The following is a 25177-nucleotide window of genomic DNA, read 5'->3' on the forward strand; positions in this document are numbered from 1 at the left end:
GCCATGCGGGCCTGGCTGCGCGACGGCCGGGCGGACTCGGTCGTCACCGGCTCGGTGCCCGACGAGCTGCCCGAGATGTCCTCGGTGGACGGGCTGGCGCTGACCGAGGTGGCCGCGCGGTACGTACGGGGCGAGATCCCGTCGTTGGGCGGGTTGTTCGGTGACGGGTTCCGGGTGGTGCCGCTGCCCGGCTACCCGTTCGGCGGGGAGCGGTACTGGATCGACGAAGCTCCCTCGACTGTCCACAAGGGATTCGACGGGCACGTCGTCGAGCTGACCGGGCGCGAGTTCTTCCTGGACCACCACCGGGTGTCCGGGACGCCGGTGCTGCCGGGCGTCGCGTACCTGGAGCTGGCGCGGGCCGCCGCAGAGGCCGAAGGGTTCGGCCGGACCGGGGTGACGGTGCGCAACGTCGTCTGGACGCGCCCGGCGCGGATCACGGGCCCGACAACCGCCGGGGTCGTCCTCGACCCGCAGGACGGTGGTTTCGCCTACCGGATCACGACGACCACCGGTGGCGAGACGCAGACGCACGGCCAGGGGCGCGTCGAGCCGACCGTCGCGGCGCCGCCGCCGAAGGTGGACATCGCCGCGCTGCGGGCGAAGTGCACCCGCCGCACGCTCGATCGCGCAGCTTGCTACGCCCTGTACGAAGGCACGGAGATGGGCCTCGGCCCGGCGATGCGCGGCATCGAGCAGCTGGAGATCGGCGACGGCCTGATCGTCGCCCGCCTTCGCCGTCCCGCCGCGTCCGGCGACGGCTTCACCGTCAACCCGGCGATGCTCGACTCCGCGTTGCAGTCGACGCTCGGCCTCGCGCTGGCGGAGGGCGCGGACGAGGTGTCGGCCGCGCTGCCGTTCGCGCTGACGGAGGTCCGCGTGCACGCCGCGACGCCGATGGCGGGCTGGGCGGTGATCCGCCCGTCGGCCAACGACCGCCCGGGCACCGTCCGGCGGCTGGACATCGACCTGTGCGACGAGACGGGCGAGGTGTGCGTGCGGCTGCTCGGCTTCACGTTCCGCGAGCTGCCCGCGCCGGAGAAGCAGGAGCCCGCGCCCGTCGATGACCAGGTGACCCCGGCCGGACCCGCCACCGAGACTGGGGAGCTGGTGCTGGCCCGCCCCACCTGGCACCCGGCCGCGCCCGTCGCCGGCGCGCCGCGGTTCGTCCGGCACGAGGTGCTGCTCGCCGGGCTCGACCCGGTCGACCTCACCGACCTCACCGACCTCGACGCCACCTGCACGGTCTTGCCCGACGGCCCCGACCTCGCCACCGCGTTCACCCGGCGGGCCGAGCAGCTGCTCACGCACCTTCAGGACGCCGTCGTGGCGAGCCGGGAGGGGCGGGTGCTGCTGCAGGTCGTCGTGCCGGCGGGGTCACCCGATCTCGCGCTGGCCGGGCTGCTGCGGACCGCCCGCTACGAGCACCCGAAGCTGGTCACCCAGCTCGTGGTCGCCGGGCCGACCGGGCTCGCCGACCGCCTTCGCCGGGAAGCCGGGGCCGACGACGTCGTCATCCGCGAGGAGGCCGGACGGCGTGCGGTCCCGCAGTGGACACCGCTCGCCGACGCCCCCGCGGTGCGGCCCTGGCGCGACGGCGGCGTCTACCTGATCACGGGCGGCGCCGGTGGGCTCGGGCGAGTGTTCGCCCAGGAGATAGCCGCCGGTGTGGCCGAGCCCACGATCATCCTTTGTGGACGTTCGGCGCACGGGCCCGGGAACTACCGGCAGCTGGACGTCACGGACCGGGCCGCCGTCGAGCGGTGTGTCCGGGACGTCGTCGCCGAACACGGACGCCTTGACGGTGTCCTGCACAGCGCCGGCGTGCTGCGGGACGGCTACCTCGTCAAGAAGGACGTCGCCGACCTGCGGGCCGTCCTCGCCGCGAAGGTCGCGGGGTTCGTCAACCTCGACGAGGCCACCGCCGGGCTGGACCTCGACTTCTTCATCGGCTTCTCGTCGCTGTCGGCGTCGGGGAACCCGGGCCAGGCCGACTACGCCGCGGCCAACGCCTTCCTCGACGAGTACGCGGCTCTTCGCGAGAAGCGCGTCGCCGCGGGGGAGCGGCACGGGCGGACGCTCAGCGTCGGCTGGCCGCTGTGGGCCGACGGCGGGATGCGCGTCGACGCCGCGACCGAGCGGTCCATGCGGGACACCGTCGGCATCTTGCCGATGCCCGCCGCGGCCGGCGTCGAAGCCCTGCACCGGGCCTACGGCAGCGGCGAACCCCACGTCCTCGTGGCGTACGGCGACCGGGCGCGGATCGGGGAAACCCTGCTGCGCCCCGAAACGGAGGTGACCACCATGCCCGACAGCCTGGTGACGCTGCTGGCCGACCGCGTGTCGCGCCTGCTCGACGTCCCCGCCGACGAGATCGAGGGCGGGGTCGACCTGAGCGAGTACGGCTTCGACTCGATCTCCCTCGTGGACTACGTCGGCCTGCTCAACGACGAGTTCGGCCTGACCCTCGTCCCGACGCTGCTCATCGAGTACCCGACCCTCGACGGCCTGGCCGGGTACCTGACGGAGAACCACAGCGACGTCTTCAGCACGACCCCGGCGCCGGAACCGACGCCCGAACCTGCGCCCGAACCTGCGCCCGAACCGGAGCCCGTGCCCGCGCCGGAAGAGCGGCCGGACCTGCTCGCCGAGCTGACGGAACTGACGGCGAGCGTCCTGCGCCTGCCGGTGGGGCGGATCGAGGGCGGCCGCGAGCTGAGCAAGTACGGCGTCGACTCCCTGTCGCTCACCGAGCTGATCTCGGAGATCAACGCGCGGTACGGCCTGGCGCTCGACCCGACGCTGCTGTTCGAGTACCCGACGCTCAACGGCCTGGCCGGCTACCTCCGGGAGCATCACGCGGACCGGGTCGCGCCCAAGCCCGAACCGATGTCCGAACCGAAGCCCGAGCCGGTCGTCGAGACACCCGCAGCCCCGAAGGCCGAGCCGCGGGAAGGCCCCGAACCGATCGCCGTGATCGGCATGAGCGGCCGGTTCCCGAAGGCCGGCGACATCGCCGAGTTCTGGCGCAACCTCGCCGAGGGCCGGGACTGCATCGGCGAAATCCCCGCCGACCGCTGGGACTGGCGCGAGTGCTTCGGCGACCCGATCACCGAACCCAACACCAGCAACGTGAAGTTCGGCGGGTTCATGGACGGCGTCGGCGACTTCGACCCGCTGTTCTTCGACATCTCGCCGCGCGAGGCCGAGCTGATGGACCCGCAGCAGCGGCTGATGCTGCTCTACGCCTGGAAGGCCCTCGAAGACGCCGGGTACGCGGCCGAATCCGTCGAAGGCAGTGACATGGCCATCGTCGTCGGCACCGCCAGCACCGGTTACCCGACGATGGTCGCGAAGTACTCGCCGGTCGTCGAACCGTACGACGCCACCGGCGCCGCGCCCTGCCTCGGGCCGAACCGGATGAGCTACTTCCTCGGCGTCCACGGCCCGAGCGAGCCCGTCGACACCGCCTGCTCCAGCGCGCTCATCGCCACCCACCGCGCGGTCGGCGCGCTGCAGGACGGCACGTCCGACATGGCCATCGTCGGCGGCGTCAACACGGTCCTCAGCAAGGACCTGCACATCAGCATGAGCAAGGCCGGCATGCTCGCCGAGGACGGGCGGAGCAAGACGTTCTCCGCCGACGCCAACGGGTACGCCCGCGGCGAAGGCGTCGGGATGCTGGTCCTGAAACGGCTTTCGGCGGCCGAGCGGGACGGCGACCACGTCTACGGGCTGATCCGCGGCACCGCCGAAAACCACGGCGGCCGCGCGAACTCGCTGACCGCGCCGAACCCGAAGGCGCAGGCCGCGGTCATCCGCGCGGCCCACCGCAAGGCCGGCGTCGACCCGCGCACCGTCGGCTACATCGAGGCACACGGCACCGGCACCAAACTCGGCGACCCCGTCGAGATCAACGGCCTGAAGGAGGCCTTCCGCGACCTGTACGACGGCGCGGACGTCGCGGGCGCGCACTGCGGCATCGGCTCGGTGAAGACCAACATCGGGCACCTCGAGGTCGCCGCCGGTGTCGCGGGCATGATCAAGGTGCTGCTGCAGATGAAGCACCGGACCCTGGTGCGGAGCCTGCACTGCGACACCGTGAACCCGTACGTCAAGCTCGACGGGACGCCGTTCTACCTGGTCCGCGAGCAGCAGCCGTGGCCGGCGCCGGTCGACGACACCGGAGCCGAGCTGCCGCGACGCGCCGGGGTCAGCTCGTTCGCCTTCGGCGGCGCCAACGCGCACATCGTGCTCGAGGAGTACGTCCCGGCGCCCGTGGACCAGACGCCCGCGGAGCCGCTGCCGGTCGTGTTGTCGGCGACCCACCCCGAGGTGCTGCGCACCCTGGCCGAGAACTGGGTCAAGGCTTTGAGGGACGGCACCTACACCGACGCCGACCTCACCTCGATCGCCTACACCTCCCAGATCGGGCGCACACCCCACGCCGAACGGCTCGGCTGCGTCGCGGCCACCGTCGACGACCTCGCGACCGGGCTGGAGTCCTGGCTGCGCGGCGAGCCGGACGGCTCGATCGTCACCGGCCGCGTCACCCGCGACGACGTCCCGGCGGCACCCGTGGGCACCGACGCGACGGCCGCGACGAGGGCCTGGGTGCGCGGCGCCGACGTCGGCTGGAGCCGGTGGCACCCGGACGCGCCGCGGCGGATCCCGCTGCCGACCTACCCGTTCCGGCTGAAGCGCTACTGGCTCGACACAAGCACCCCGGTGGGGGCGGGTACCCCGAAGCTGCACCCGCTCGTGCACACCAACACCTCGGACCTGACCGGCCCGCGCTACACCACCCGCCTCACCGGCCGTGAGTTCTTCCTCGCCGACCACAAGGTCCGCGGTGTCCCGGTGCTGCCGGGCGCGGCCTACCTGGAGATGGCCCGGGCCGCGGCGGACCTGGCGGGCGGTGACCGGCCGGTCGTCAGCGCCGCCTGGGACCGGCCGCTGCCGGTCGAGCGCGCCACGGACGTCCACATCGGACTGTCGGCCGACGGCGGTGCCCTGTCCTACCGCGTCTTCACCACCGGCCCGGACGGCGAGCCCGTCGTCCACGGCCACGGCGAGCTGACCGCGGCGGACGGCAAAACACCGGAGCGGCACGACATCCCGGCGCTGCTCGAAGAGACCGACGGCCGGGTGCTCGACGCGGACGAGTGCTACGCGCGGTTCGAGCGGCTCGACCTCGGGTACGGTCCCGCGCTGCGGACGATCGAGCGGCTGCACAGCGGCTCGCGGCTCGCGGTGGCGCGGCTCCGGCTGCCCGCCGAGGCCGGCGCGGAGGCGTTCGTGCTGCACCCGAGCCTGCTCGACGCGGCGTTCCAGGCCACCTTGGGCCTGTTCGCCGCCGACGGCGCCGAAGCGGTACCCGCCACGCTGCCGCGGTCGGTCGACGCGGTCCGCGTGCTGCGGCCGCTGCCCGCCTCGGCGTGGGCCGTGGTCCGGTTCGGCGAGGGCGGGGCGGTGCCCGGCGAATACGTCCTCGACGTCGACCTGTGCGACGACGACGGCGAGATCTGCGCCCGCCTGCGCGGCTTCCGCGTCCGGTCCCTCGATCCCGGGCCGGTCGATCCCGGCGACGAGTTCCTGGCCCAGCTGATCGAGGCGGCCGGTGACGGCGCGATCAGCCTGGCCGACTTCGAACGGAGCCTGACGTGAAAGCGGTGATCTTCCCCGGCCAGGGCGCCCAGGTGAAGGGCATGGGCCGCGAGCTGTTCGACGCCTACCCCGAGCAGGCCGACCAGGCCTCGGGCCTGCTCGGCTACTCGATCCGCGAGCTGTGCCTCGACGATCCCCGGCGCGAGCTGAACCGCACGGAGTTCACCCAGCCCGCGCTGTTCGTGGTCGGCGCGCTGGCCCACCGGCAGTGGCGCGAGCAGCATTCCGAAGCGCCCGCGTTCTACGCCGGGCACAGCCTCGGCGAGTACTGCGCGCTGCACGCCGCCGGCGCGTTCGACTTCGCGACGGGCCTGCGGCTCGTCCGGCGCCGGGGCGAGCTGATGGCCCGGGCCGAGGGCGGCGGCATGATCGCCGTCACCGGCCTCGACCGCGACCAGGTCACGGCGCTGGTGCGCGAAGGCGAGTTCTGCACCCTGTCGGTGGCGAACGACAACTCGCCCCAGCAGTGCGTCGTCTCGGGGGACGCCGAATCGATCGACGAGCTGGGCGCGTTCCTGCAGGACCGGGGCGTCCGCTGGGTCCGGCTGCGCGTGTCCGGCGGCTTCCACTCCGCGCTGATGCGGCCGGCCCAGCAGGAGTTCCGGCGCTTCCTCGACGCCTTCGACCTCGGCACGCCGGACGTGCCGGTGATCGCCAACGCGACGGCGCGGCCCTACTCGGCCGACACCACGGCCGGGGTGCTCACCGACCAGATCGTGCAGCCGGTGCGCTGGACCGAAACCGTGCGGCACCTGCTCGACGCGGGCGTCACGGACTTCGTCGAGCTGGGCGGCACGGTGCTGACCAAGCTCGTCGAGCAGACGCGAGCCGCGTCCCGGGCGCCGGTGCTCCGGCCCCAGGACCTCGGTAGCGCCGCTTTCCGTGAGCGACACGGCCTTCGCTTCGCGTACGTCGCCGGCGGGATGTACCGCGGGATCGCGTCACCGGAGCTGGTCATCCGGCTGGGCCGCGCGGGGATGCTCGGCTTCCTCGGCACCGGCGGCAGTGAGCCGGCCGAGATCGAGCGTGGGATCAAGGAGATCCAGGCCGCCCTGGCCGGGGACCAGCCCTACGGCGTCAACTTCATCGCGAACCACGACGATCCCGCCGCCGAGGAGGGCGTGGTCGACGTCCTGCTGCGGCACGGCGTCCGGCTGGTCGAGGCGTCGGCGTTCATCCAGATGACGCCCGCGCTCGTGCGCTACCGCGTCACGGGCCTGCGACGCGGGCCCGGCGGTGAGCCGGTGTGCGAGCACCGCGTACTGGCGAAGGTGTCCCGGCCCGAGGTCGCGTCGGCTTTCCTGGCGCCGCCGCCGGCCGCGGTCCTGGACCGGCTTCGCAAGGACGGCGTGATCACCGCCGAGCAGGCCGAGCTGGCCCGGCGGGTGCCGATGAGCCACGACGTCACCGTCGAGGCCGATTCCGGCGGGCACACCGACGGCGGCATCCCGACCGTGCTGCTGCCGTCACTGCTCGAACTGCGCCGCCGCGCGCAGGCCGAGCACGGCTACGCCGAGCCGGTCTGCATGGGCCTGGCCGGCGGGATCGGCACGCCCGCCGCCGTCGCGGCCGCGTTCGTGCTCGGCGCCGACTACGTCCTCACCGGCTCGGTCAACCAGTGCACCGCCGAGGCCGCGACCAGCGACGTCGTCAAGGACATGCTGCAGGACATCGACGTGCAGGACACCGACTACGCGCCGGCCGGTGACATGTTCGAGCTCGGCAGCCGGGTCCAGGTGCTGCGCAAGGGCGTGTTCTTCCCGTCGCGCGGCAACAAGCTCCACGCGCTCTACAGCCACCACGACGGCATCGACGACCTGCCCGCGAAGACTCGGGCGCAGCTGGAGCGCACCTACTTCCGCAAGCCCCTGGACGACGTCTGGGCCGACGTCGTCGGGCACCTGCGCGCGAGCGGCCGCGCGGAGCTGGTGGAGCGCGCCGAAAAGCAGCCGAAGCAGAAGATGGCGCTGATCTTCCGGCGCTACTTCGGTTACAGCGCGCGGATCGCGCTGGAAGGCAGCCGCGAAGACAAGGTCAACTACCAGGTCCACACCGGACCGGCCCTGGGTTCCTTCAACCAGTGGGTGAAGGGCACCCCGCACGAGTCCTGGCGGAACCGGCACGTCGACGAGATCGGCCTGCTGCTGCTGGACGGCGCCGCCCAGCACCTCGCGGCGTTCTCACGAGTAGCGAAAGGACAGACGACATGATCACGGAGTTCGACACCTGGGGCGTCCACGAACAGCAGTTCTGGCTGCGCGGCACCACCGCGGACCAGCCGGTCGCCTTCGACGCCGAAAGCGGCATGTGGAACGTCTACGGCCACGCCGAGGCGTCGAAGGTGCTGAGCAACCCGAAGCTGTTCTCCTCCAACATGATGCGGCTGATGGCCGCGGAGATCGGCGCCGACATCGAGGAGGCGTCGGCCGGGGAGCTGCTCTACCTCGACCCGCCGCGCCACACCCGGCTGCGCAGGCTCGTCAACCACGCTTTCACCCCCAAGGTCCTCGCCGACCTCGAACCGCGGATCGCCGGCCTGACCCACGACCTGCTCGACGAGGCGAAGGTGACCGACCGGCTGGAGCTGGTCAGCGCGCTGGCGTACCCGCTGCCGGTCATCGTCATCGCCGAGCTGCTCGGCATCCCGGCGAGCGACCGTGACCTGTTCCGCCGCTGGGCGGAGTCGCTGATCCCGTCGACGTCCACCGAGGACGTCTCGATCGTCGGCCGGTTCGAGGGCCAGGAGGAGGTCACCGAGACGACCCTGCAGCAACGCAAGGAGTTCGGCGAGTACCTGGCCGAGCACATCGAGGACCGCCGCAAGCACCCGCGCGAGGACCTGCTCAGCGGGCTGGTGCACGCCGAGGTCGAGGGGGAGCAGCTCAGCGACAAGGAGATCGCGACGCTGGCCGACGTCCTGCTGCTGGCCGGGCACGTGACCACGACGATGCTGCTGGGCAACACGATCCTCTGCCTGGACGCGCACCCGGACGAGTTCGCCCGCGTCCGCGCGGACCGCTCGCGCCTGCCCGACGTGATGGAGGAGTCGCTGCGCTACCTCCCGCCGTTCGCCGTGACGTCCCGGGCGACCACGGCCGAGGCCGAGGTCGGCGGCGTGACGATCCCGGCCGACCAGCTCGTGATGGTCTGGCTCGGCGCCGCCAACCGCGACCCGCTGGTGTTCGACGACCCCACGGAGTTCCGCCCGGGCCGCGATCCGAACCCGCACCTGACGTTCTCGCGCGGCATCCACTACTGCATCGGGGCCGGCCTGGCCCGGCTCGAGGGCCGGATCGCGCTGGACATCCTGTTCGACCGCTTCCCGAAGATCACCACGATCCCCGACGAGCCGCCGCGGTTCATCCGCAGCTCGCAGATGCTCAACGCCTTCACGCTGCCCCTCGCCGTCTCGTCGTGACCGGCGATTTGTCCGGATTACCGCCAGGGGCGCGTCCGCGGGACCGGAGCGGGAACGGCATTCGTGACCATCGATAGCGCGACGAACGCGAACGGAGCCTGACATGAGCCACCGCGTCGGTTCGGTGACCGAGCTGTACGAGCTGGTCAGCCGGGGAGAGATCGACAAGGCCGAGGCGATGCGCCTGGCCAAGCAGCTGAAGACGGCCAAGCGCGCCGAGCCCGCCGAGGCTGCCGGGCATCCGGCCGGGGTCGACCGGGACGTGCTGCGGGACCGGGTCTGCGACGTGCTCGCGGACAAGGTCCGGCAGCTGCTGAAGGTGAGCGCCGAGGACCTGGACGTCGACGTCGAGCTGAGCGAGTACGGCCTCGACTCGGTCGTCATCAGCCACCTCGTGAGCATGGTCAACGACGCGCTGGGCCTCGACCTCAAGCCCACGGTGGTGTTCGAGCACCCCACCCTGCGCGCGCTGGCCGGCCACCTCGCGCTCGACCACGAGACGGGTCTCGCGGACCGTCTCGGAGTGCGTCCCGCGGCTGTCGTGCGGGCGCCCAAGCCGGTCGCCCCACCCCGTCCGGTCCCGGTCGAACGGCCGCGCACCGGGGACCCGGTCGCGATCATCGGGATGAGCGGTCGTTTCCCGCAGGCCGACGACCTCGACGCGTTCTGGCGCAACCTCTCCGAGGGGCGCGACTGCGTCAGCGAGGTGCCCGCCGACCGCTGGGACTGGCGCGAGCTGTACGGCGACCCGTTCGACGAGGCCGGCCGCACCACCGTCAAGTGGGGCGGGTTCATCGACGGCGTCGCCGACTTCGACCCCGAGTTCTTCGGCATCGCGCCCCGCGAAGCGGCGCTGATGGACCCCCAGCACCGGCTGCTGATGCTGCACACGTGGAAGGCACTGGAGGACGCCGGGTACGCGGCGGACGCCCTGGCCGGCACCGATCTCGGCATCATCGTGGGCACCGCGACCACCGGGTACCACCGCCTGATCGACGCGCACGCCCGTGGCGGCGACGGCGTCGCGGCCACCGCCACGGTGCCGTCCATCGGCCCGAACCGGATGAGCTTCTTCCTCGACGTCCACGGCCCGAGCGAGCCGGTCGAGACGGCCTGCTCCAGCTCCCTGGTCGCGCTGCACCGCGCGGTGTCCGCCCTGGACCGGGAGGAGTGCTCGCTCGCCGTCGCGGGCGGCGTCAACACCGTGCTCGTCCCGGACGGCCACATCAGCTTCGGCCGCGCCGGCATGCTCAGCGAGGACGGCCGGAGCAAGACGTTCTCCGCCGGCGCGGACGGCTACGCCCGCGGTGAGGGCGTCGGCATGCTGGTGCTGAAGAAGCTCTCGGCGGCCGAGCGCGACGGCGACCACATCCACGGCGTCATCCGCGCGACGGCCGTCAACCACGGCGGCCGCGCCAACTCGCTCACCGCGCCGAACCCCAAGGCCCAGGCGTCGGTGATCCGCGACGCCTACCGCCGCGCCGGCGTCGACCCGCGCACGATCGGCTACATCGAGGCGCACGGCACGGGAACGAAGCTCGGCGACCCCGTCGAGGTCAACGGCCTCAAGGACGCCTTCCGTGAGCTCTACGACGGCGCCGACGTCACCGGCGCCCACTGCGGCATCGGCTCGGTCAAGACCAACATCGGGCACACCGAGCTGTCCGCCGGGGTCGCCGGCGTGCTCAAGGTGCTGCTGCAGCTGCGTCACCGCACGCTGGTCGAGAGCCTGCACTGCGACACGGTGAACCCGTACGTCGAGCTGGCCGGCAGCCCGTTCTTCCTGGTGCGCGAACGGCAGTCCTGGGCCGCGCCGGTCGACGCCGACGGCGCCGAGCTGCCGCGCCGGGCCGGCGTCAGCTCGTTCGGCTTCGGCGGCGCGAACGCGCACGTCGTGCTGGAGGAGTACCGCCCGCCCGCGCCGGCCGGTGCGGCGGCGGGACCGTTCGCCATCGTGCTGTCGGCCCGCGAACCCGAGACGCTGGTGACCCGCGCGCGGCAGCTGCTCGCCTGGACCGACGGCCGGGGCGACGACGACCTGGCGAGCGTGGCCTACACCCTGCAGGTCGGCCGGGTCGCGATGCCGGAGCGGCTGGCGTTCACCGTCGAGACGCTCGACGACCTGCGCGACGCGCTGCGGGCGTTCGTCGCCGGGGAGCCGCGCGGCGATCTGCATCGCGGCCGGCCGCAGCCGAACGCCGCGTGGCGCGTGCTCGCCGGCGACGAGGACATCGCCGCCGCGATGGACACCTGGGTCGCCAAGGGCAAGCTGCCGCGCCTGCTGGAACTGTGGGCCGCCGGGTTCGACTTCGACTGGCGGCGCCTGCACGGCGACACCCCGCCGCGTCGCCTCCCGCTGCCGACGTACCCGTTCAACCTGCGCCGCTTCTGGATCGCCGACCGAGCCGCCCGCGCCGCCCGAGCCGTCCGCGCCGCCCGCAACCCCGCCCCGCCGCGCGAGCGTGTCCTGGACGGCAGCGAGTACTACCTGCGCGACCACTGCCTGCGCGGCGTCCCGGTGCTGCCCGCCGTCGCCTACCTGGAGCTGGCGCGCGACGCGCTCGGCGCCGAGACCGGTGTCCGGATCAGCGACGTCCGCTGGCTGCGGCCGATCGAGGTCACCGAACCGCGCCGCGTCGAAGTCCGGCTCGACCCGGCGGATCAGGCCGGGCGCCGCGCGTTCGAGGTGCACGTCGACGGCGACGCGGCGGTCTACGCCCAAGGCACCGGCGAGATCACCGCCCTGACCACGGAAACCCTTGCGGTGGAACAACTCCGTGACGGCTGCACGCACAGCTTGGACGCGGCCGGGTTCTACCGGACCTACGAGCGCATCGGGATGGACTACGGCCCCGCGCTGCGCGCTGTCCGTTCCCTGCACTACGACGACGGCATCGCCGTGGCCCGGCTGAGCCTGCCGCGCGAGGCCGAGTCGCCGCTCGTGCTCAACCCCAGCCTGCTCGACGGCGCGCTCCAGGCCGTCCTGGGCGTCTGGCTGGGTGAAGACGACGGCACGGCGGCCCAGCTCGCGCTGCCGTTCGCCGTGCGGGAGGTCCAGGTGCACGCCCCGACCCCCGCGGACGGCTGGGTCGTCATCCGCAGTCACCCCGACGACCGCGGCGGCGACGTCCGCCGGCTGGACGTCGACGTGTGCGACGCCGACGGCCGCGTCTGTGTCCGCCTGCTGGGCTTCAGCACGCGAACCCTGCCGCCGGCCGCGAACGCGGAAACCCGCCTCATGACGCCGGTGTGGGACGCGGTGGCCGTCGACCCGGCCCCGCTCCGGCCCGCCGCCGATGCCCGGGTCGCCCTCGTCGGCGGGACGCCGGAGGACCAGGCCGAGTTCCGCCGCCGCTACCCGGACGCCGCCGTGCTGGACGCCGGCGATTCACCGGCGGGGTTCGACCACGTCGTGCTGCTGGCGCCCGAGGTCCGGACGGCGTTCCGGCTGCTCAAGGCGGCCACCGGCGAGATCGGCTGGACCGTCGTCACCCGGCAGGCTCGCCTGCTGCCCGGCGACACCCGCGTCGACCCGGACGCCGCCGGCCTGCACGGCCTCTTCGGCTCGCTGGCCCAGGAGTACCCGCACTGGCCCGTCCGCGTCGTGGACGTCCCCGCCGACGCCCCCGTGCCCTGGGACGACGTCCTGACCCTGCCGCCGGAGCCGCAGGGCGCACTGCTGGCGCGGCGCGACGGCGAGTGGTACCGGCAGCGCCTGCTGGAGCTGGCGGCGCCCGTCCCGGCCGGGCCGGCGCACGCGAACCTGCAGCCCGACGACGTCGTCGTGGCCATCGGCGGCGCCGGCGGCATCGGCACCGTCTGGACCGAGCACCTGCTGCGCCGTCACAAGGTGCGCGTCGTGTGGATCGGCCGGCGCCCCTTGGACGCCGGCATCGAAGCCCGCCGCAGCGCACTCGCGGCCCACGGTCCCAAACCGGACTACGTCCAGGCCGACGCCACCGACCCGGCGGCGTTGCGCCGGGCCCGCGACGAGATCGTCCGCCGCCACGGCCCCGTCCGCGGCGTGCTGCACTCCGCCATCGTGCTCGGCGACCAGAGCCTGGCCCGGATGGACGAAGAGCGCTTCGCCGCCACCTACGCGGCGAAGGCCGACGTCGCCGTCAGCATCGCCGACGTCTTCGCCGGCGAGCCCCTCGACTTCGTCGTGTTCTTCTCGTCGCTGCAGTCCTTCCTCACCTCGCCCGGTCAGGCCAACTACGCCGCCGGCTGCACCTTCGCCGACGCCTACGCCGAGCACCTCGGCACCCGGCTCGACTGCCCGGTGAAGGTCGTCAACTGGGGTTACTGGGGCGGGGTCGGCGTGGTCGCCGACGACGCCCACCGCGAGCGGATGGCCCGATCCGGCGTGGCGTCGATCGAACCGGCCGAAGGCATGGCCACCTACGACACGCTCCTGGGCTCCCGGCACTCGCAGCTGGCGCTGGTGAAGGCGACCTACACGCTCGACGACGACGTGGTCGAGCAGCTCGAAGCCCGCACCCCGGCCCTGATCGCGTCCCTGCGTGACGGCCGTCCGGATCGCACCGACGAGGTCGCCCGGCTCCGCGAGAAGATCGACGGCCACAACGGGAAACTGGACGCCGCCCTGGTGCCGGTCCTGTGGACCGTGCTGCGCTCCCTCGGCCTGTTCGAGGACGGCCGCGCGGCCACCGCCGGGGAATGGCGGACCCGCGGTGGGATCACCGACGAGTACGACCGCTGGTTCCGGCACACCCTCGACGTCCTGACCGGCACCGGCCACCTGAGCCACGACGACGGCCGCTACTCGGCCGATCCGGCCGCGCAGACCGATACCGCCGAGTGGGACCGGCACCGCGACGGCTGGCTGGCCGAGGCGTCCACCCGGGCCCAGACGACGCTCGTCGACACCGCACTGGGCGCGCTGGCCGACATCCTCACCGGCGGCCGCCCGGCCACCGACGTGCTGTTCCCGGCGTCGTCGATGGACCTCGTCGAGGGCGTCTACAAGGCCAACCCGGTCGCCGACCACTTCAACGAGGTCCTGGCCGAGACGCTCGTCGGGTACGTGCGCCGCCGTGTCGCCGACGATCCCGGTGCGAAGCTGCGCGTCCTGGAGATCGGCGCGGGCACCGGGGGCACCACCGAAACCGTCTTCCGGCACCTGGAGCCGTGGGCCGACCACATCGAGACCTATTGCTACACCGACATCTCCAAGGCCTTCCTGCTGCACGCCCGGCGTGAGTTCGGCACACCCTTCCTCGACACCCGGCTGTTCGACGTCGAGGCGCCCCTGGCGGGACAGCCGATCCCGGCCGGCGGCTTCGACGTCGCCATCGCCACCAACGTCCTGCACGCCACCCGCGACATCCGCACCACGCTGCGGAACACCAAGGCGACCTTGCGCGCCCACGGGATCCTGCTGCTCAACGAGCTGAGCGGCGGCAGTCTGTTCAGCCACCTCACCTTCGGTCTCCTCGACGGCTGGTGGCGCTACGACGACCCCGCGCCGCGCGTGCCCGGCACGCCCACGCTGGCCCCCGCCACCTGGCAGCGGCTGCTGACCGAAACGGGCTTCCGCGGCGCGTTCCCCGCCGCCGACGGGGCCGACGACCTCGGCCAGCAGGTGATCGTCGCCGAGAGCGACGGCGCCGTCCGTCAACCGCGGCAGGACACCCCGCCCGCGGCCAAGTCCACAGTGGACAAAACCGGGGAGAACGAGGCCGGCCGCGTCGCCGAGCTGATGGCCGAAGTGCTGGAGATCGACGCCGGACAGCTCGACCCGGACGTGCCCCTGCGGCGCTACGGCTTCGACTCGATCTTCATGGCCCAGTTCCTGTCCTCGGTGAAGAAGCACCTCGACGACACGATGACTCTGGACGTCATCGCCGAGTGCGAAACGCTCAACGACATCATCGCCCGTGTCGGCACGTCGGCGAAGCCCGCCGAGACGGCGGACGCCCCCGAGCTGATCCGGATGAACCGCGGCGGCGAAGGCCGGCCGGTCTTCTGGATCCACCACGGCAACGGGGGAGTGGAGTCCTACCGGCCCCTGGCCGAGCACAGCGGCCGGCCGTTCTACGGCATCCGGCCGAAGGGCTGGCTCGGCGACGGCGAGATCCTCAGCGGCCAGGTGCCGATGGCCGAGCACTACGCGGCCCTCATCCGCGCGGTGCAACCGGACGGGCCCTACGACGTCGGCGGGTTCTCGCTGGGCGGCCTGCTGGCCTACGAGGTCGTCCGGCAGCTCCAGCTGCAGGGCGCCGAAGTGACCACCCTCGTCATGCTCGACACCCTCGACGCCGCCGCGACCAACCGCGTCAACACGATCATGCAGGGCGGCCGGGCCGACCCGGACGTGATCGCCAAGGTCTGCGCGTTCCGCGCGGTCAACCTCGTGCTCGGCAACAACCGCCTGGACGCGAACGACGGCAGTGCCCCGATCCTGCACCGGGACGAGGTGGATCCCGGCCTGGACTACCCGGAGTTCCTCGGCTCGCTGCTCAAGGCCGCGCTGGCCGCCGGGATCACCAAGACCGAGGCGCAGCTGCGCACCCAGGTCACCCAGCTGGCGCGCTTCTTCGAGGTGCTGCACACCGGCGACCACGTCGTCGACCCGCTCCCGCGGCGGGACGCGGTGCGCTGCTACTACGTCCGCAACCGCGGTGGCCGGTTCTTCGGCGACTTCGAGGAGTACATGGTGCTCTTCGCCAACCCGGACCTGCCCGGCCTGGACGGCGTCGAGTACTGGCGCGAGTGGGAGGAGCGGATCGACGACTTCTTCGTCACCGAGGTCGCCACCACCAACCACACCGACGTGATGACGGCGCCAGAGTCGCTGGAGAAGGTGCTGCGGCTGTGCGACACCCTCTACGGAAAGGAAGCCTGACGTGCTCACCGAATTCGACGAGTGGGGGGTCGACGAGCGCCAGTACTGGCTGCGCGGCATCGAACCCGAAAAGGCCGTCGCCTACGACGCCGAGACGCGGATGTGGCACGTCTACGGTCACCCCGAGAACGTGCAACTGCTGAGCAAGCCGAAGGTGTTCTCCTCGAACCTGCAGCGGGTGATGGGCGCCGAGATCGGCGGCGACAACCCGGAAGAGACCTACGACGAGCTGCTCTACCTGGACCCGCCGGACCACACCCGGCTGCGCAAGCTCGTCAGCCACGCGTTCACGGCCAAGGTCGTCGCCGACCTGGAGCCGAAGATCGCGGCCCTGACGAACGAACTGCTCGACGAGGTGAAGTCGTCGGACCGGCTCGAGCTGGTCAGCGAGCTGGCCTACCCGCTGCCGGTCACCGTGATCTGCGAGCTGCTCGGCATCCCGGCCGGCGACCGCGACCTGTTCCGCAAGCAGGCCGAGTCGCTGATGCCGTCCACTTCGGACGACGTCCAGCTGGTCGGCCGCTTCGAAGGCCAGGAAGAGGTCACGAAGACGGTCATCCAGCGGCACCGGGAGTTCGCCGAGTACCTGCAGCAGTTCATCGACGACCGGCGGAAGAAGCCCCGCGAGGACCTGTTGAGCGGGCTCGTGCACGCCGAGGTCGACGGGGAACGCCTGACCGGCAAGGAAGTCGCGAGCCTCGTCGACACCCTGCTGCTCGCCGGGCACCTCAACACCACGATGATGCTCAGCAACACCATCCTGTGCCTGGACGCGCACCCGGAGGAGTTCCGGCGCACCCGCGAGGACCGCTCCCGGCTGCCGGGCGTGGTCGAGGAGTCGCTGCGCTACCTGCCGCCGTTCTCGGTGACCTCCCGGGTGACCGCGGCCGAGACGGAGCTCGGCGGCGAGACGATCCCGGCCGACCAGCTGGTGATGGTGTGGATGGCCACGGCCAACCGCGACCCCCGCGTGTTCGACGCGCCGGCGGAGTTCCGCCCGGAACGCCACCCCAACCCGCACCTGACGTTCTCGCGCGGCATCCACTTCTGCGTCGGCGCCGGGCTGGGTCGGCTGGAGGGGCGCGTCGCGCTGAACACGCTGCTGGACCGCTTCCCGCACCTGGCCACGATTCCCGATGAGCCGCCGCGGTTCATCCGCACCGACCAGATGTTCAACGCGCACACGCTGCCGCTCGCCGTTTCCGGCTGAGCGGCTCCTACGACGGGAGGAGTCACGCAACTTCCGAGAACTTCCAGTCACTGCCCGTGTATCCGACCGCACCCCACGTCAAGGAGAGCTTCATGACCACCGAGTCGCTGCCCAAGCCCGAAGAAGTCGGCACCTTCTACGACGCGACCAACGACCTGATGACCCAGTTCCTGGGTGGCAGCACGCACTACGGCTACTGGACCGGCCCGGACGACACCAGCACGTTCGAGCAGGCGGCGGACCGGCTGACCGACATCCTGACCGGCAAGCTCGGCGCGACGGCGGGGGACCGCGTTCTCGACGTCGGCTGCGGCCAGGGCAACCCGGGCGTGCGCACGGCGATCCGCACCGGCGCGGACCTGACCGGCATCTCGATCAGCGCCCGGGACGTCGAGGTGTCGAACGCCCGCGCCGCGCGTGAGGGCGTCGCCGACCGGGTGCGCTTCCAGCGTGCCGACGCCATGGAGCTGCCCTTCGAGGACGATTCCTTCGACCACGTCTTCGCGCTCGAGTCGATCGTCTGCGTGCCGGACCGCGTCCGGGCGCTCAAGCAGATCGCGCGGGTGATCAAGCCGGGCGGGTTCGTCGCGCTCACCGACTTCAGCGACCGGGACGCCGCGGCCAACGCGCAGAAGAAGAAGGACCTGGAAGAGGTCGGCGAGTCGTGGCACACCGCGCCGCTGGTCACCGAGGCGGACTACGAGACGTTCGCCGCCGCGGCCGGCCTGGAGGTCGTCGAGGTCACCGACATCACCCTCAACACCAAGTACACCGAGGAGCGGTTCTACGGGCCGCTGCGCGAGTACGCCGAGAACAACGACGTGCCGCCGGAGATCACGCAGGTGCTGGAGATCGCGCCCAGCCCGGAGGAACTGAAGGCGATGAGCGACGGCGCCCCCTCGGTCGGCGTGCTCCTGATCGTCCTGCGCAACCCCGCCTAGGGCGTCGTCCGGCTGGAGGCAGGTTTCCGGCCTCCAGCCGGTCCCGCGGCCAGACCACAGAAAGGAAGGCACATGTCCGAAGACCGCGCCGCCCGCACTGTCGCCGACACCCGGGAGGTGTCCGCGCCGCCGGCCCCGGACCCCCGGCGCTGGGTGCTGCTGGCCGTGGTGGTCACCGCGCAGCTGCTGGTGGTGCTGGACGCCACGGTGATCAACATCGCGCTGCCGTCCGCGCAGAACGCACTGCACATCTCCGACGCGGACCGGCAGTGGGTCATCACCGCGTACACCCTCACCTTCGGCGGGCTGCTGCTGCTCGGCGGGCGCGTCGCGGACTACGCCGGCCGCAAGCGCGTGTTCCTGATCGGCCTGGCGGGCTTCGCCGTCGCGTCCGCGCTGAGCGGCGCGGCCACGACCGGCTGGATGCTGTTCGTCGGCCGCGGGCTGCAGGGCGTGTTCGGCGCGCTGCTGGCCCCCGCCGCACTGTCCCTCATCACGGTCACCTTCACCGAAATGGGCGAGCGGGCCAAGGCGTTCGGCATCTTCGGCGCAGTCAGCGGCGCCGGCGCCGCGGTCGGCGCGCTCGTCGGCGGCGTGCTCACCGAGTACGCCAGCTGGCGCTGGTGCCTGTTCTTCAACATCCCGGTCGTGGCGATCGCGTTCGCCTTCGCGGTGCCGAACATGCGGGAAAGCAGGATCGAGGGCCGCGCGCGGTACGATGTCGCGGGCGCGCTGCTGGGCACGGTCGGCCTGATCGCGCTGGTCTACGGGTTCACCACGGCGGCCAGTGAAGGCTGGGGCTCCGGCCTGACGCTCGGCCTGATCGCGTTCGCGCTGGTGCTGCTGGCCGCGTTCGTCGTCGTCGAGGCGAAGGTGCGCGCCCCGCTGCTGCCACTGCGGGTCGTGCTCGACCGTGACCGCGGCACCGCGTACCTGACGTCGGTCCTGCTCGGCGTCGGCAGCATGGGCATGTTCCTGTTCATGATGTACTACGTCCAGCAGACGCTGGGGTATTCGGCGCTGCAGGCCGGGATCGTCTTCCTGCCGTTCCCGATCTGCGTGGTGCTGACCGCGACCTACACCGCGAAACTCCTGCCCCGGTTCGGGGCGCGGGCGTTGATGACGCTCGGTGCGGCGCTGGCCGCGGTGGCCGTGCTGGCGCTGACCCTGCTGGAGCCGGACTCGTCGTACTTCGGCCTGATCCTGCCGGTGCTGGTCGTGATGAGCGTCGGCATGGGGCTGGTGTACACACCGATGAACAACGTGGCGCTGAGCGGGATCGAGTACGCCGACGCGGGCGTCGCGAGCGCACTGGTGAACACGTCGCAGCAGATCGGTGGTTCGCTGGGCACGGCGCTGCTCAACACGATCTTCACGACGTCGGTCGCGTCGTACCTCGCCACCACACCGGGCGACGCGGTGAACGCCACGATGCACGGCTACCACGTGGCGTTCGCGGTGAGCGCGGTGCTGCTGGTGGCGAGCGCGGTGCTGGTCTGCGCGTTCGTCCGGGCGCTGCCGAAGACGCCACGCGCCACCGCCTGAGCCCGACCGCCGGTGACGGTCCACAGTGGACCGTCACCGGCGCGGGTTCAGCTGTCGAACGTCGCCATCACGACGCTCAGCCCGCGGTCGTCGCCCAGCGGGCCTTCCTCCAGCATCCGGTTCATCACGTACGCCACGGTCATGCGGCGGTCGAAGTCGTTCATGACGAGCGATCCGCCCCAGCCACCCCAGGAACAGCTGCGGCCCTGCACGGCGTAACCCATGCCGTACCGGATCCGGGCGCCCAGGACCTGGTCCTCGCCGGCGAACTGCTCCTCCAGGGCCCGCTCGCAGCCGGCCGCGGACAACAGCCCCCGGCCGCCCGAGGTGAGCACCGACTGCACGGCGGCCACCGATCGCGCGTTGCCGAACCCGCTGGCGGACGGGATGTCCGCCCGCTGCCACGCCTCGGTGTTGGCCACTTCCGCGGGGACGTCCGGGTTGCCGGGCCCGCGGTCCGCGAACTCGGGTGCCCGCGTCGTGGCCGGGATGACCGGCGCGACCCGGTGGTCGTGCTCGGGGGCCAGCCCGATGTGGAAGTCGGCGCCCAGCGGCGCGGCCACCTCCTCGGCGAAGAACCGGCCGAGCCGGTGTCCGGTGACCCGGCGGATCACCTCGCCGGCCAGGTACCCCTGCGTGACGGCGTGGTAGGCGCCCACCGTGCCCGGTGCCGACGCGGGCGCCTGCGCCGCCAGCAGCGCGGTCATCGCGGGCCAGTCGTAGAGCCGCTCGACGGTCAGGGGCTCGTCCCAGGACGGCAGCCCCGCGGTGTGCCCGAGCACGTGCCGCACCCGCACGTCGCCCTTCCCGGCGGCGGCGAACTCGGGCCAGTACGCCGCCACGGGCGCGTCCAGGTCGAGCTCACCGCGATCGGCGAGGATCAGCGCGCACAGCGCGGTCATCGTCTTGGTGGTCGACCAGACGGCGGTGATCGTGTCGCGCTCCCACGGCCGCGTCCGCGCCTCGTCGGCGTACCCGCCCCAGAGGTCGACGACCGGCGCACCGTCCACGTACACCGCGACGGACGCCCCGACGTCGTCCTTGTCCAGCGACGCCGCCAGGGCGTCCCGCACCGCTTCGAACCGTTCGTCACACGTACCCTCGATGTGGGCCATGAGCGGTACCTAACCCCGTTTCCCCACCGGCGCCAACGGATTAACGCAGGCCGTGATCAGCCGCGCCGCCGAATTACTTGAACGAACAACCAGATGCGAGTAGTAGTGGCACCAGGACCTCCATGATCCGTTCGTTCTCCAGGGGAGTCATTGATGCGCATTGGTTTCAGCCTTCCGGTGTTCGGCAAGGCGGCGGGCACGCCGGGTGGGGTCGCGCGGTACGCGCGGGCCGCCGAAGAGGCCGGGGCGGCCGGTCTGTGGGTGGGGGACCGGCTGTTGTCGCCGGTCAAGCCCGTGGTGCCGTACCCGGGTTACGAGACCATGCCCGACGAGTTCCGGACCGCCCAGGACCCGTTCGCCGCGCTGGCCGTCGCCGCGGCGGTGACCGAGACCGTGATCCTCGGCTCCAGCACCATCAACGCCACGCAGTACCAGCCCGCCAACCTCGCGCGGCTGCTGACCAGCATCGACGTCGCCAGCAACGGCCGGCTGCTGCCCGGGCTGGGCATCGGCTGGTCGCCCGACGAGTACGACGCCGTCGGCATCCCGATGTCCGAGCGCGGCAAGCGGCTCGACGACCTGCTCGACCTGCTCGACACCTGGTGGAGCAAGGACATCGTGTCCCACGAGGGTGTCGGCTACAAGATCGCGGAGTCGTACGTCGACCTCAAGCCGGTGCGGAAGCCGCCGGTGCACCTGGCCGGGTTCGGCGAGAAGTCGCTGCGCCGGGTCGCCGAGCGGGCCGACGGCTGGCTGCCGGTCTGGTCGATCCCCGAAGCGTTCCCCGCGGACGTGCTCACCACGACCCTGGCCAAGCTCCGCGCCGACGCCGAGCAGGCCGGCCGTGACCCGGGGGCACTGGGCGTGGCGCTGCGGGTCAACGCCGCCCCGGACACGAAGCCGGAGGACATCGCCGAGTCCGTCGTGAAGATCGTCTCGATCCTCGACCCGGACCACACCTTCATCGACATCAGTTACCTGACCAGCAGTGTGGACGAGCACATCGACCTCACCGGCCGGTTGCTGGAACTGGCCGCCCAGGGCTGAATCGCCGGTGGCGGCTCGCCCGCGGGTGAGCCGCCACCGGAGCGGTTCCGACGAGTTCCGGTTGTCTGCGTCACGGGCGTGGTGATAAGATAACTTGAAACGTTTCAAATCAGCGAAGATTTGACGTCGGCCGGCTGCGGCCGCGAGTGGAGCGTCCATGCCCGGTCACCCCGCACGAGTCGCGCTCGCTTTCCTGTGCGCCTTGCTCTCGACGCTCTTCCTCGGCACCCCCGCGCTCGCGGGGGATCGCGGCGCAGGGCTCGAGGTCTACGACCTGCGCGCCGACAACGTTGTCAACCCGCTGGCCACCACCGGCACTCCGACGTTGAGCTGGAAACTGCGCTCCGATCGACCCGGCGCGCGGCAGACGGCCTACCGGATCCTCGTCGCCAGCTCGCCCGGCCTGCTCGCGGCGCACCGCACCGACGTCTGGGACAGCGGCAAGGTCGTGAGCGGCGACTCGGTTTCGGTGCCCTACCGCGGTGCGGCCGCCGCGGCCGGGAAGCGGAGCTACTGGACCGTCGAAGTCTGGGATTCCCGTGGCGTCGTGACAAAACCGGCGACGCCCGCGTGGTGGGAGACCGGGCCGGCGGACTGGGGGAGCGCGGCCTGGATCAGCCCGGACGCGGGGAGCGCGTACGCGTGGCAGGACTTCACCCTGGACCTCGACTTCACGATCAAGGCGGGCGCCGCGAGCGTACTTTTCCGCGCCGCCGGCCCCGACGACTTCCTGATGTGGCAGGTCAACGCGGCCACGACGCCGGGCAAAGTGCTGCTGCGGCCGCACGTGAAGAGCTACGGCGCCTTCACCCTCCTCGGCGAGACCGATCTCGCGCCCGTCATCACCCCGGCCACCGTCGGCGCACCGCACCACCTGCGTCTCGAAGCCCGCGGCGACACCGTCGTCACGTCGATCGACGGCACGCGGGTCGACTCCCGCACGGTCGGCGCGGCGACCACCGGCACCCTCGGCTTCCGGACGTCCGTCAGCCAGGGCACGGCCGAGGACGCCCGCTACGACAACGTCGCCGTGCACGCGCCCGACGGCACACCGCTGTTCTCCGACGACTTCTCGGCCGCGCCGGACCCGCGCTTCCCCGGCGTCACCATCGCCGACGGTCAGCTGGAACCGCAGGGCGACCCGGTCCTGCTGGCCCAGACGCCGGACGCGCCGTTGCTGCGCCACGAGTTCGTCCTGGACAAGCCGGTCGCCACGGCGCGGGCGTACGTGTACGGCCTCGGTTTCTACGAACTCCACCTCAACGGCGAGAAGACCGGCGACCAGGTCCTCTCGCCCGCCAGTACCCCTTACGACCAAAGAAACCTCTACGACTCCTTCGACGTCACCAGGCAGGTCCACATCGGACACAACGCCGTGGGCCTGTGGCTGGGCAACGGGTACGGCTCGCGGTTCAGCCAGTACGGCTTCCGGTGGACGGGCCCGAAACAGGGCATCCTCGCGCTCGCCGTCACCTTCACCGACGGGACGACCCGGACCGTCACCACCGACGACACCTGGCGCTGGTCCGACGGCCCGGTGACGGCCAACGACCTCTACGCGGGGGAGAGCTACGACGCGCGTCTGCAGCAGAACGGCTGGGACCGGCCCGGTTTCGCCGACGCGTCCTGGCACCCGGTGCGCACGGTCGCGGCGCCCAGCGCCACCCTCACCGCCGCCACGGCGCCGCCGATCCGCGTGGTGCAGACGCTGCGCGCGGTGTCGGTGAAGCAGCCCCGCCCGGGCGTCCACGTCTACGACTTCGGGCAGAACTTCGCGGGCTGGGCGCAGCTCCGCGTCGCCGGGCCGGCCGGGACGACCGTGCGGATGCGCACGGCGGAGGAACTCGGCGCCGACGGGATGCTCGACACCAGCACCAACCGGAACGCCGCGTCGACCGACTCCTACACCCTCGGATCCGCCGCGGGGACCCAGGTCTACGAGCCGCGGTTCACCTACCACGGCTTCCGCTACCTCGAGCTGACCGGCTTCCCGGGCACGCCGGACCTCGGCAGCGTCACCGGCCGCGTCGCGCACGCCGACGTCGCGGCCACCGGGCACGTCGAGACGTCCGACCCGCTGCTGAACACGATCTGGGCGAACAACCGGCGGGCCGTCCTGAACAACTCGATGAGCCTGCCCACCGACAACCCGGTCCGCGACGAGCGGACGCCGCCGGGCATGGACGTGCAGGCCTACCACGACGCGGCCGTCCTCGACTTCGGCATGGACGGCTTCTACGGCAAGTACCTGCAGGACCTGCCGCCCGGCACGGCGCTGCCCAGCGACGCGGGCAACGCGCAGCTGCCGGACATGGGCGGGGGCTCGGTCGACCTCGCGTGGTCGCTCTACGAGCAGTACGGCGACCTCGGGCGCCTCGCCGCGACCTACCCGAAGATGACGGCGTTCGTGGACACCAACGCGGCCGCCTACCCGGGCCGGATCTGGCCGGACGACCGCGGGTTCGGCGACTGGTGCCCGCCCGACCGCGGCCCGAATGCCAATGGCGGCCAGGGAAACCCGTCGGCGGGCGACTGCTTCAGCGAGCGGTCGATCGTCAACACGGCCTTGTCGTTCCGGCAGGCCGACGACGTCGCGAAAGCCGCGCGAGCACTGGGGAACACCGCCGACGCGGCCCACTTCGCCGGACTGGCGACGTCGATCGCCGACGCGTTCAACGCGCACTTCCTCAACGCCGCAGGTAACACCTACGGCGACGGGCGCCAGACGACCAGCATCCTGCCGCTCGCCTTCGGCATCGTGCCGCCGGACAAGCTGGCCGCCGTCGGCGCGCAGCTCGTCGACACGATCCTCACGAAGAACGGCGGCCACCTCGACACCGGCATCTTCGGCACGCGCTACCTGCCCGAGGCGCTCGCCAAGGTCGGCCGGATCGACGTCGCGCTGACCGTGCTCGACCAGAAGACCTACCCCGGGTTCGGGTACGAGATCGGCCGCGGCGCGACGACGCCGTGGGAGCAGTGGACCTACCAGTCCGGCATGGAAACCCACGACCACGCCATGTTCGCGGGCGTCAACGCCGCGCTGTACACGCAGTTCGCCGGGATCACCCCGGCCGCGCCCGGCTACGCCGCGATCGCTTTCGCACCCCAGGTTCCCGCCGGGCTCGGGCACGTGGCGGCGTCGATCGACACGGTCCGCGGCCCGGTCTCGTCGGCGTGGACGCGGTCCGGGTGCCGGCTCGACCTGACCGTCACGGTGCCTGCCGGCACGACCGGCACGGTGACGGTCCCCGGTACGGGCGTGACGGCGCCGCCGGGTGCGACGCCGTTGCCGGGGGCGAACCGGTACTCCGTGGGCTCCGGCGCCTGGACGTTCACCGCCCGCCACTGCGACTGACTGGGAGT

The 25177-nt window shown here is 72.1% G+C and carries 10 protein-coding genes (1 of these 10 only partly in view); 9 read left to right on the plus strand and 1 reads right to left on the minus strand.

The window, feature by feature from the left end; genetic code table 11:
• The 7 genes from MUY22_RS49645 to MUY22_RS33100 form a co-directional block, all read left to right on the plus strand.
• Nucleotides 1-5667, plus strand: the end of a protein-coding gene (locus MUY22_RS49645; RefSeq protein ID WP_305879319.1) for an SDR family NAD(P)-dependent oxidoreductase. The gene continues 16815 nt to the left of window position 1, outside the view; the window shows 5667 of its 22482 coding nt (coding positions 16816-22482); its start codon lies beyond the left edge, outside the window; its stop codon occupies nt 5665-5667.
• Nucleotides 5664-7877, plus strand: coding sequence for an ACP S-malonyltransferase (fabD, locus tag MUY22_RS33075; RefSeq protein ID WP_247051090.1), 2214 nt, complete (start codon nt 5664-5666; stop codon nt 7875-7877). Before MUY22_RS49645 ends, fabD begins: the two co-directional genes overlap by 4 nt.
• Nucleotides 7874-9085: a cytochrome P450 gene (locus tag MUY22_RS33080; protein WP_247051091.1), complete on the plus strand. Its 1212-nt coding sequence runs from the start codon at nt 7874-7876 to the stop codon at nt 9083-9085. The genes fabD and MUY22_RS33080 overlap by 4 nt, the downstream gene beginning before the upstream one ends.
• 103 nt (nt 9086-9188) lie before the next feature.
• Nucleotides 9189-15953: an SDR family NAD(P)-dependent oxidoreductase gene (locus MUY22_RS33085; RefSeq protein ID WP_247051092.1), complete on the plus strand. Its 6765-nt coding sequence runs from the start codon at nt 9189-9191 to the stop codon at nt 15951-15953.
• Nucleotide 15954: 1 nt separating this feature from the next.
• A complete protein-coding gene (locus MUY22_RS33090; protein ID WP_247051093.1) occupies nt 15955-17163 on the plus strand; it encodes a cytochrome P450 in 1209 nt (402 codons plus the stop codon).
• 92 nt (nt 17164-17255) lie between these two features.
• Nucleotides 17256-18104: a cyclopropane-fatty-acyl-phospholipid synthase family protein gene (locus MUY22_RS33095; RefSeq protein WP_247051094.1), complete on the plus strand. Its 849-nt coding sequence runs from the start codon at nt 17256-17258 to the stop codon at nt 18102-18104.
• A 72-nt stretch (nt 18105-18176) separates the two neighbouring features.
• The gene (locus MUY22_RS33100; RefSeq protein ID WP_247051095.1) at nt 18177-19649 is read left to right on the plus strand and encodes an MFS transporter; all 1473 of its coding nucleotides are present in this window, start codon (nt 18177-18179) and stop codon (nt 19647-19649) included.
• A gap of 47 nt (nt 19650-19696) precedes the next feature.
• On the opposite strand, the gene MUY22_RS33105 is transcribed toward MUY22_RS33100, so the two are convergent.
• Nucleotides 19697-20764, minus strand: a complete 1068-nt coding sequence (locus tag MUY22_RS33105; protein ID WP_247051096.1) for a serine hydrolase domain-containing protein — start codon at nt 20762-20764, stop codon at nt 19697-19699.
• A gap of 153 nt (nt 20765-20917) precedes the next feature.
• Between MUY22_RS33105 and MUY22_RS33110 the strand changes: the two genes are divergently transcribed.
• Both MUY22_RS33110 and MUY22_RS33115 read left to right on the plus strand, forming a co-directional pair.
• The gene (locus MUY22_RS33110) at nt 20918-21811 is read left to right on the plus strand and encodes a TIGR03619 family F420-dependent LLM class oxidoreductase (RefSeq protein ID WP_247051097.1); all 894 of its coding nucleotides are present in this window, start codon (nt 20918-20920) and stop codon (nt 21809-21811) included.
• Between the two features lie 157 nt (nt 21812-21968).
• Complete coding sequence (locus tag MUY22_RS33115; RefSeq protein WP_247051098.1) at nt 21969-25169, plus strand: alpha-L-rhamnosidase; 3201 nt, start codon at nt 21969-21971, stop codon at nt 25167-25169.
• Nucleotides 25170-25177 lie beyond the last annotated feature (8 nt).

The organism is Amycolatopsis sp. WQ 127309, from assembly GCF_023023025.1.
In the GTDB taxonomy this organism is placed as follows: domain Bacteria; phylum Actinomycetota; class Actinomycetes; order Mycobacteriales; family Pseudonocardiaceae; genus Amycolatopsis.

What these genes read in the sequence shown, in the direction of transcription:
- MUY22_RS33110 (WP_247051097.1), top strand. Translation starts at nt 20,918, where the DNA reads ATGCGCATTGGTTTCAGCCTTCCGGTGTTCGGCAAGGCGGCGGGCACG.
- MUY22_RS33080 (WP_247051091.1), top strand. Translation starts at nt 7,874, where the DNA reads ATGATCACGGAGTTCGACACCTGGGGCGTCCACGAACAGCAGTTCTGG.
- MUY22_RS33100 (WP_247051095.1), top strand. Translation starts at nt 18,177, where the DNA reads ATGTCCGAAGACCGCGCCGCCCGCACTGTCGCCGACACCCGGGAGGTG.
- MUY22_RS33115 (WP_247051098.1), top strand. Translation starts at nt 21,969, where the DNA reads ATGCCCGGTCACCCCGCACGAGTCGCGCTCGCTTTCCTGTGCGCCTTG.
- MUY22_RS33085 (WP_247051092.1), top strand. Translation starts at nt 9,189, where the DNA reads ATGAGCCACCGCGTCGGTTCGGTGACCGAGCTGTACGAGCTGGTCAGC.
- MUY22_RS33105 (WP_247051096.1), bottom strand. Translation starts at nt 20,764, where the DNA reads ATGGCCCACATCGAGGGTACGTGTGACGAACGGTTCGAAGCGGTGCGG.
- MUY22_RS33095 (WP_247051094.1), top strand. Translation starts at nt 17,256, where the DNA reads ATGACCACCGAGTCGCTGCCCAAGCCCGAAGAAGTCGGCACCTTCTAC.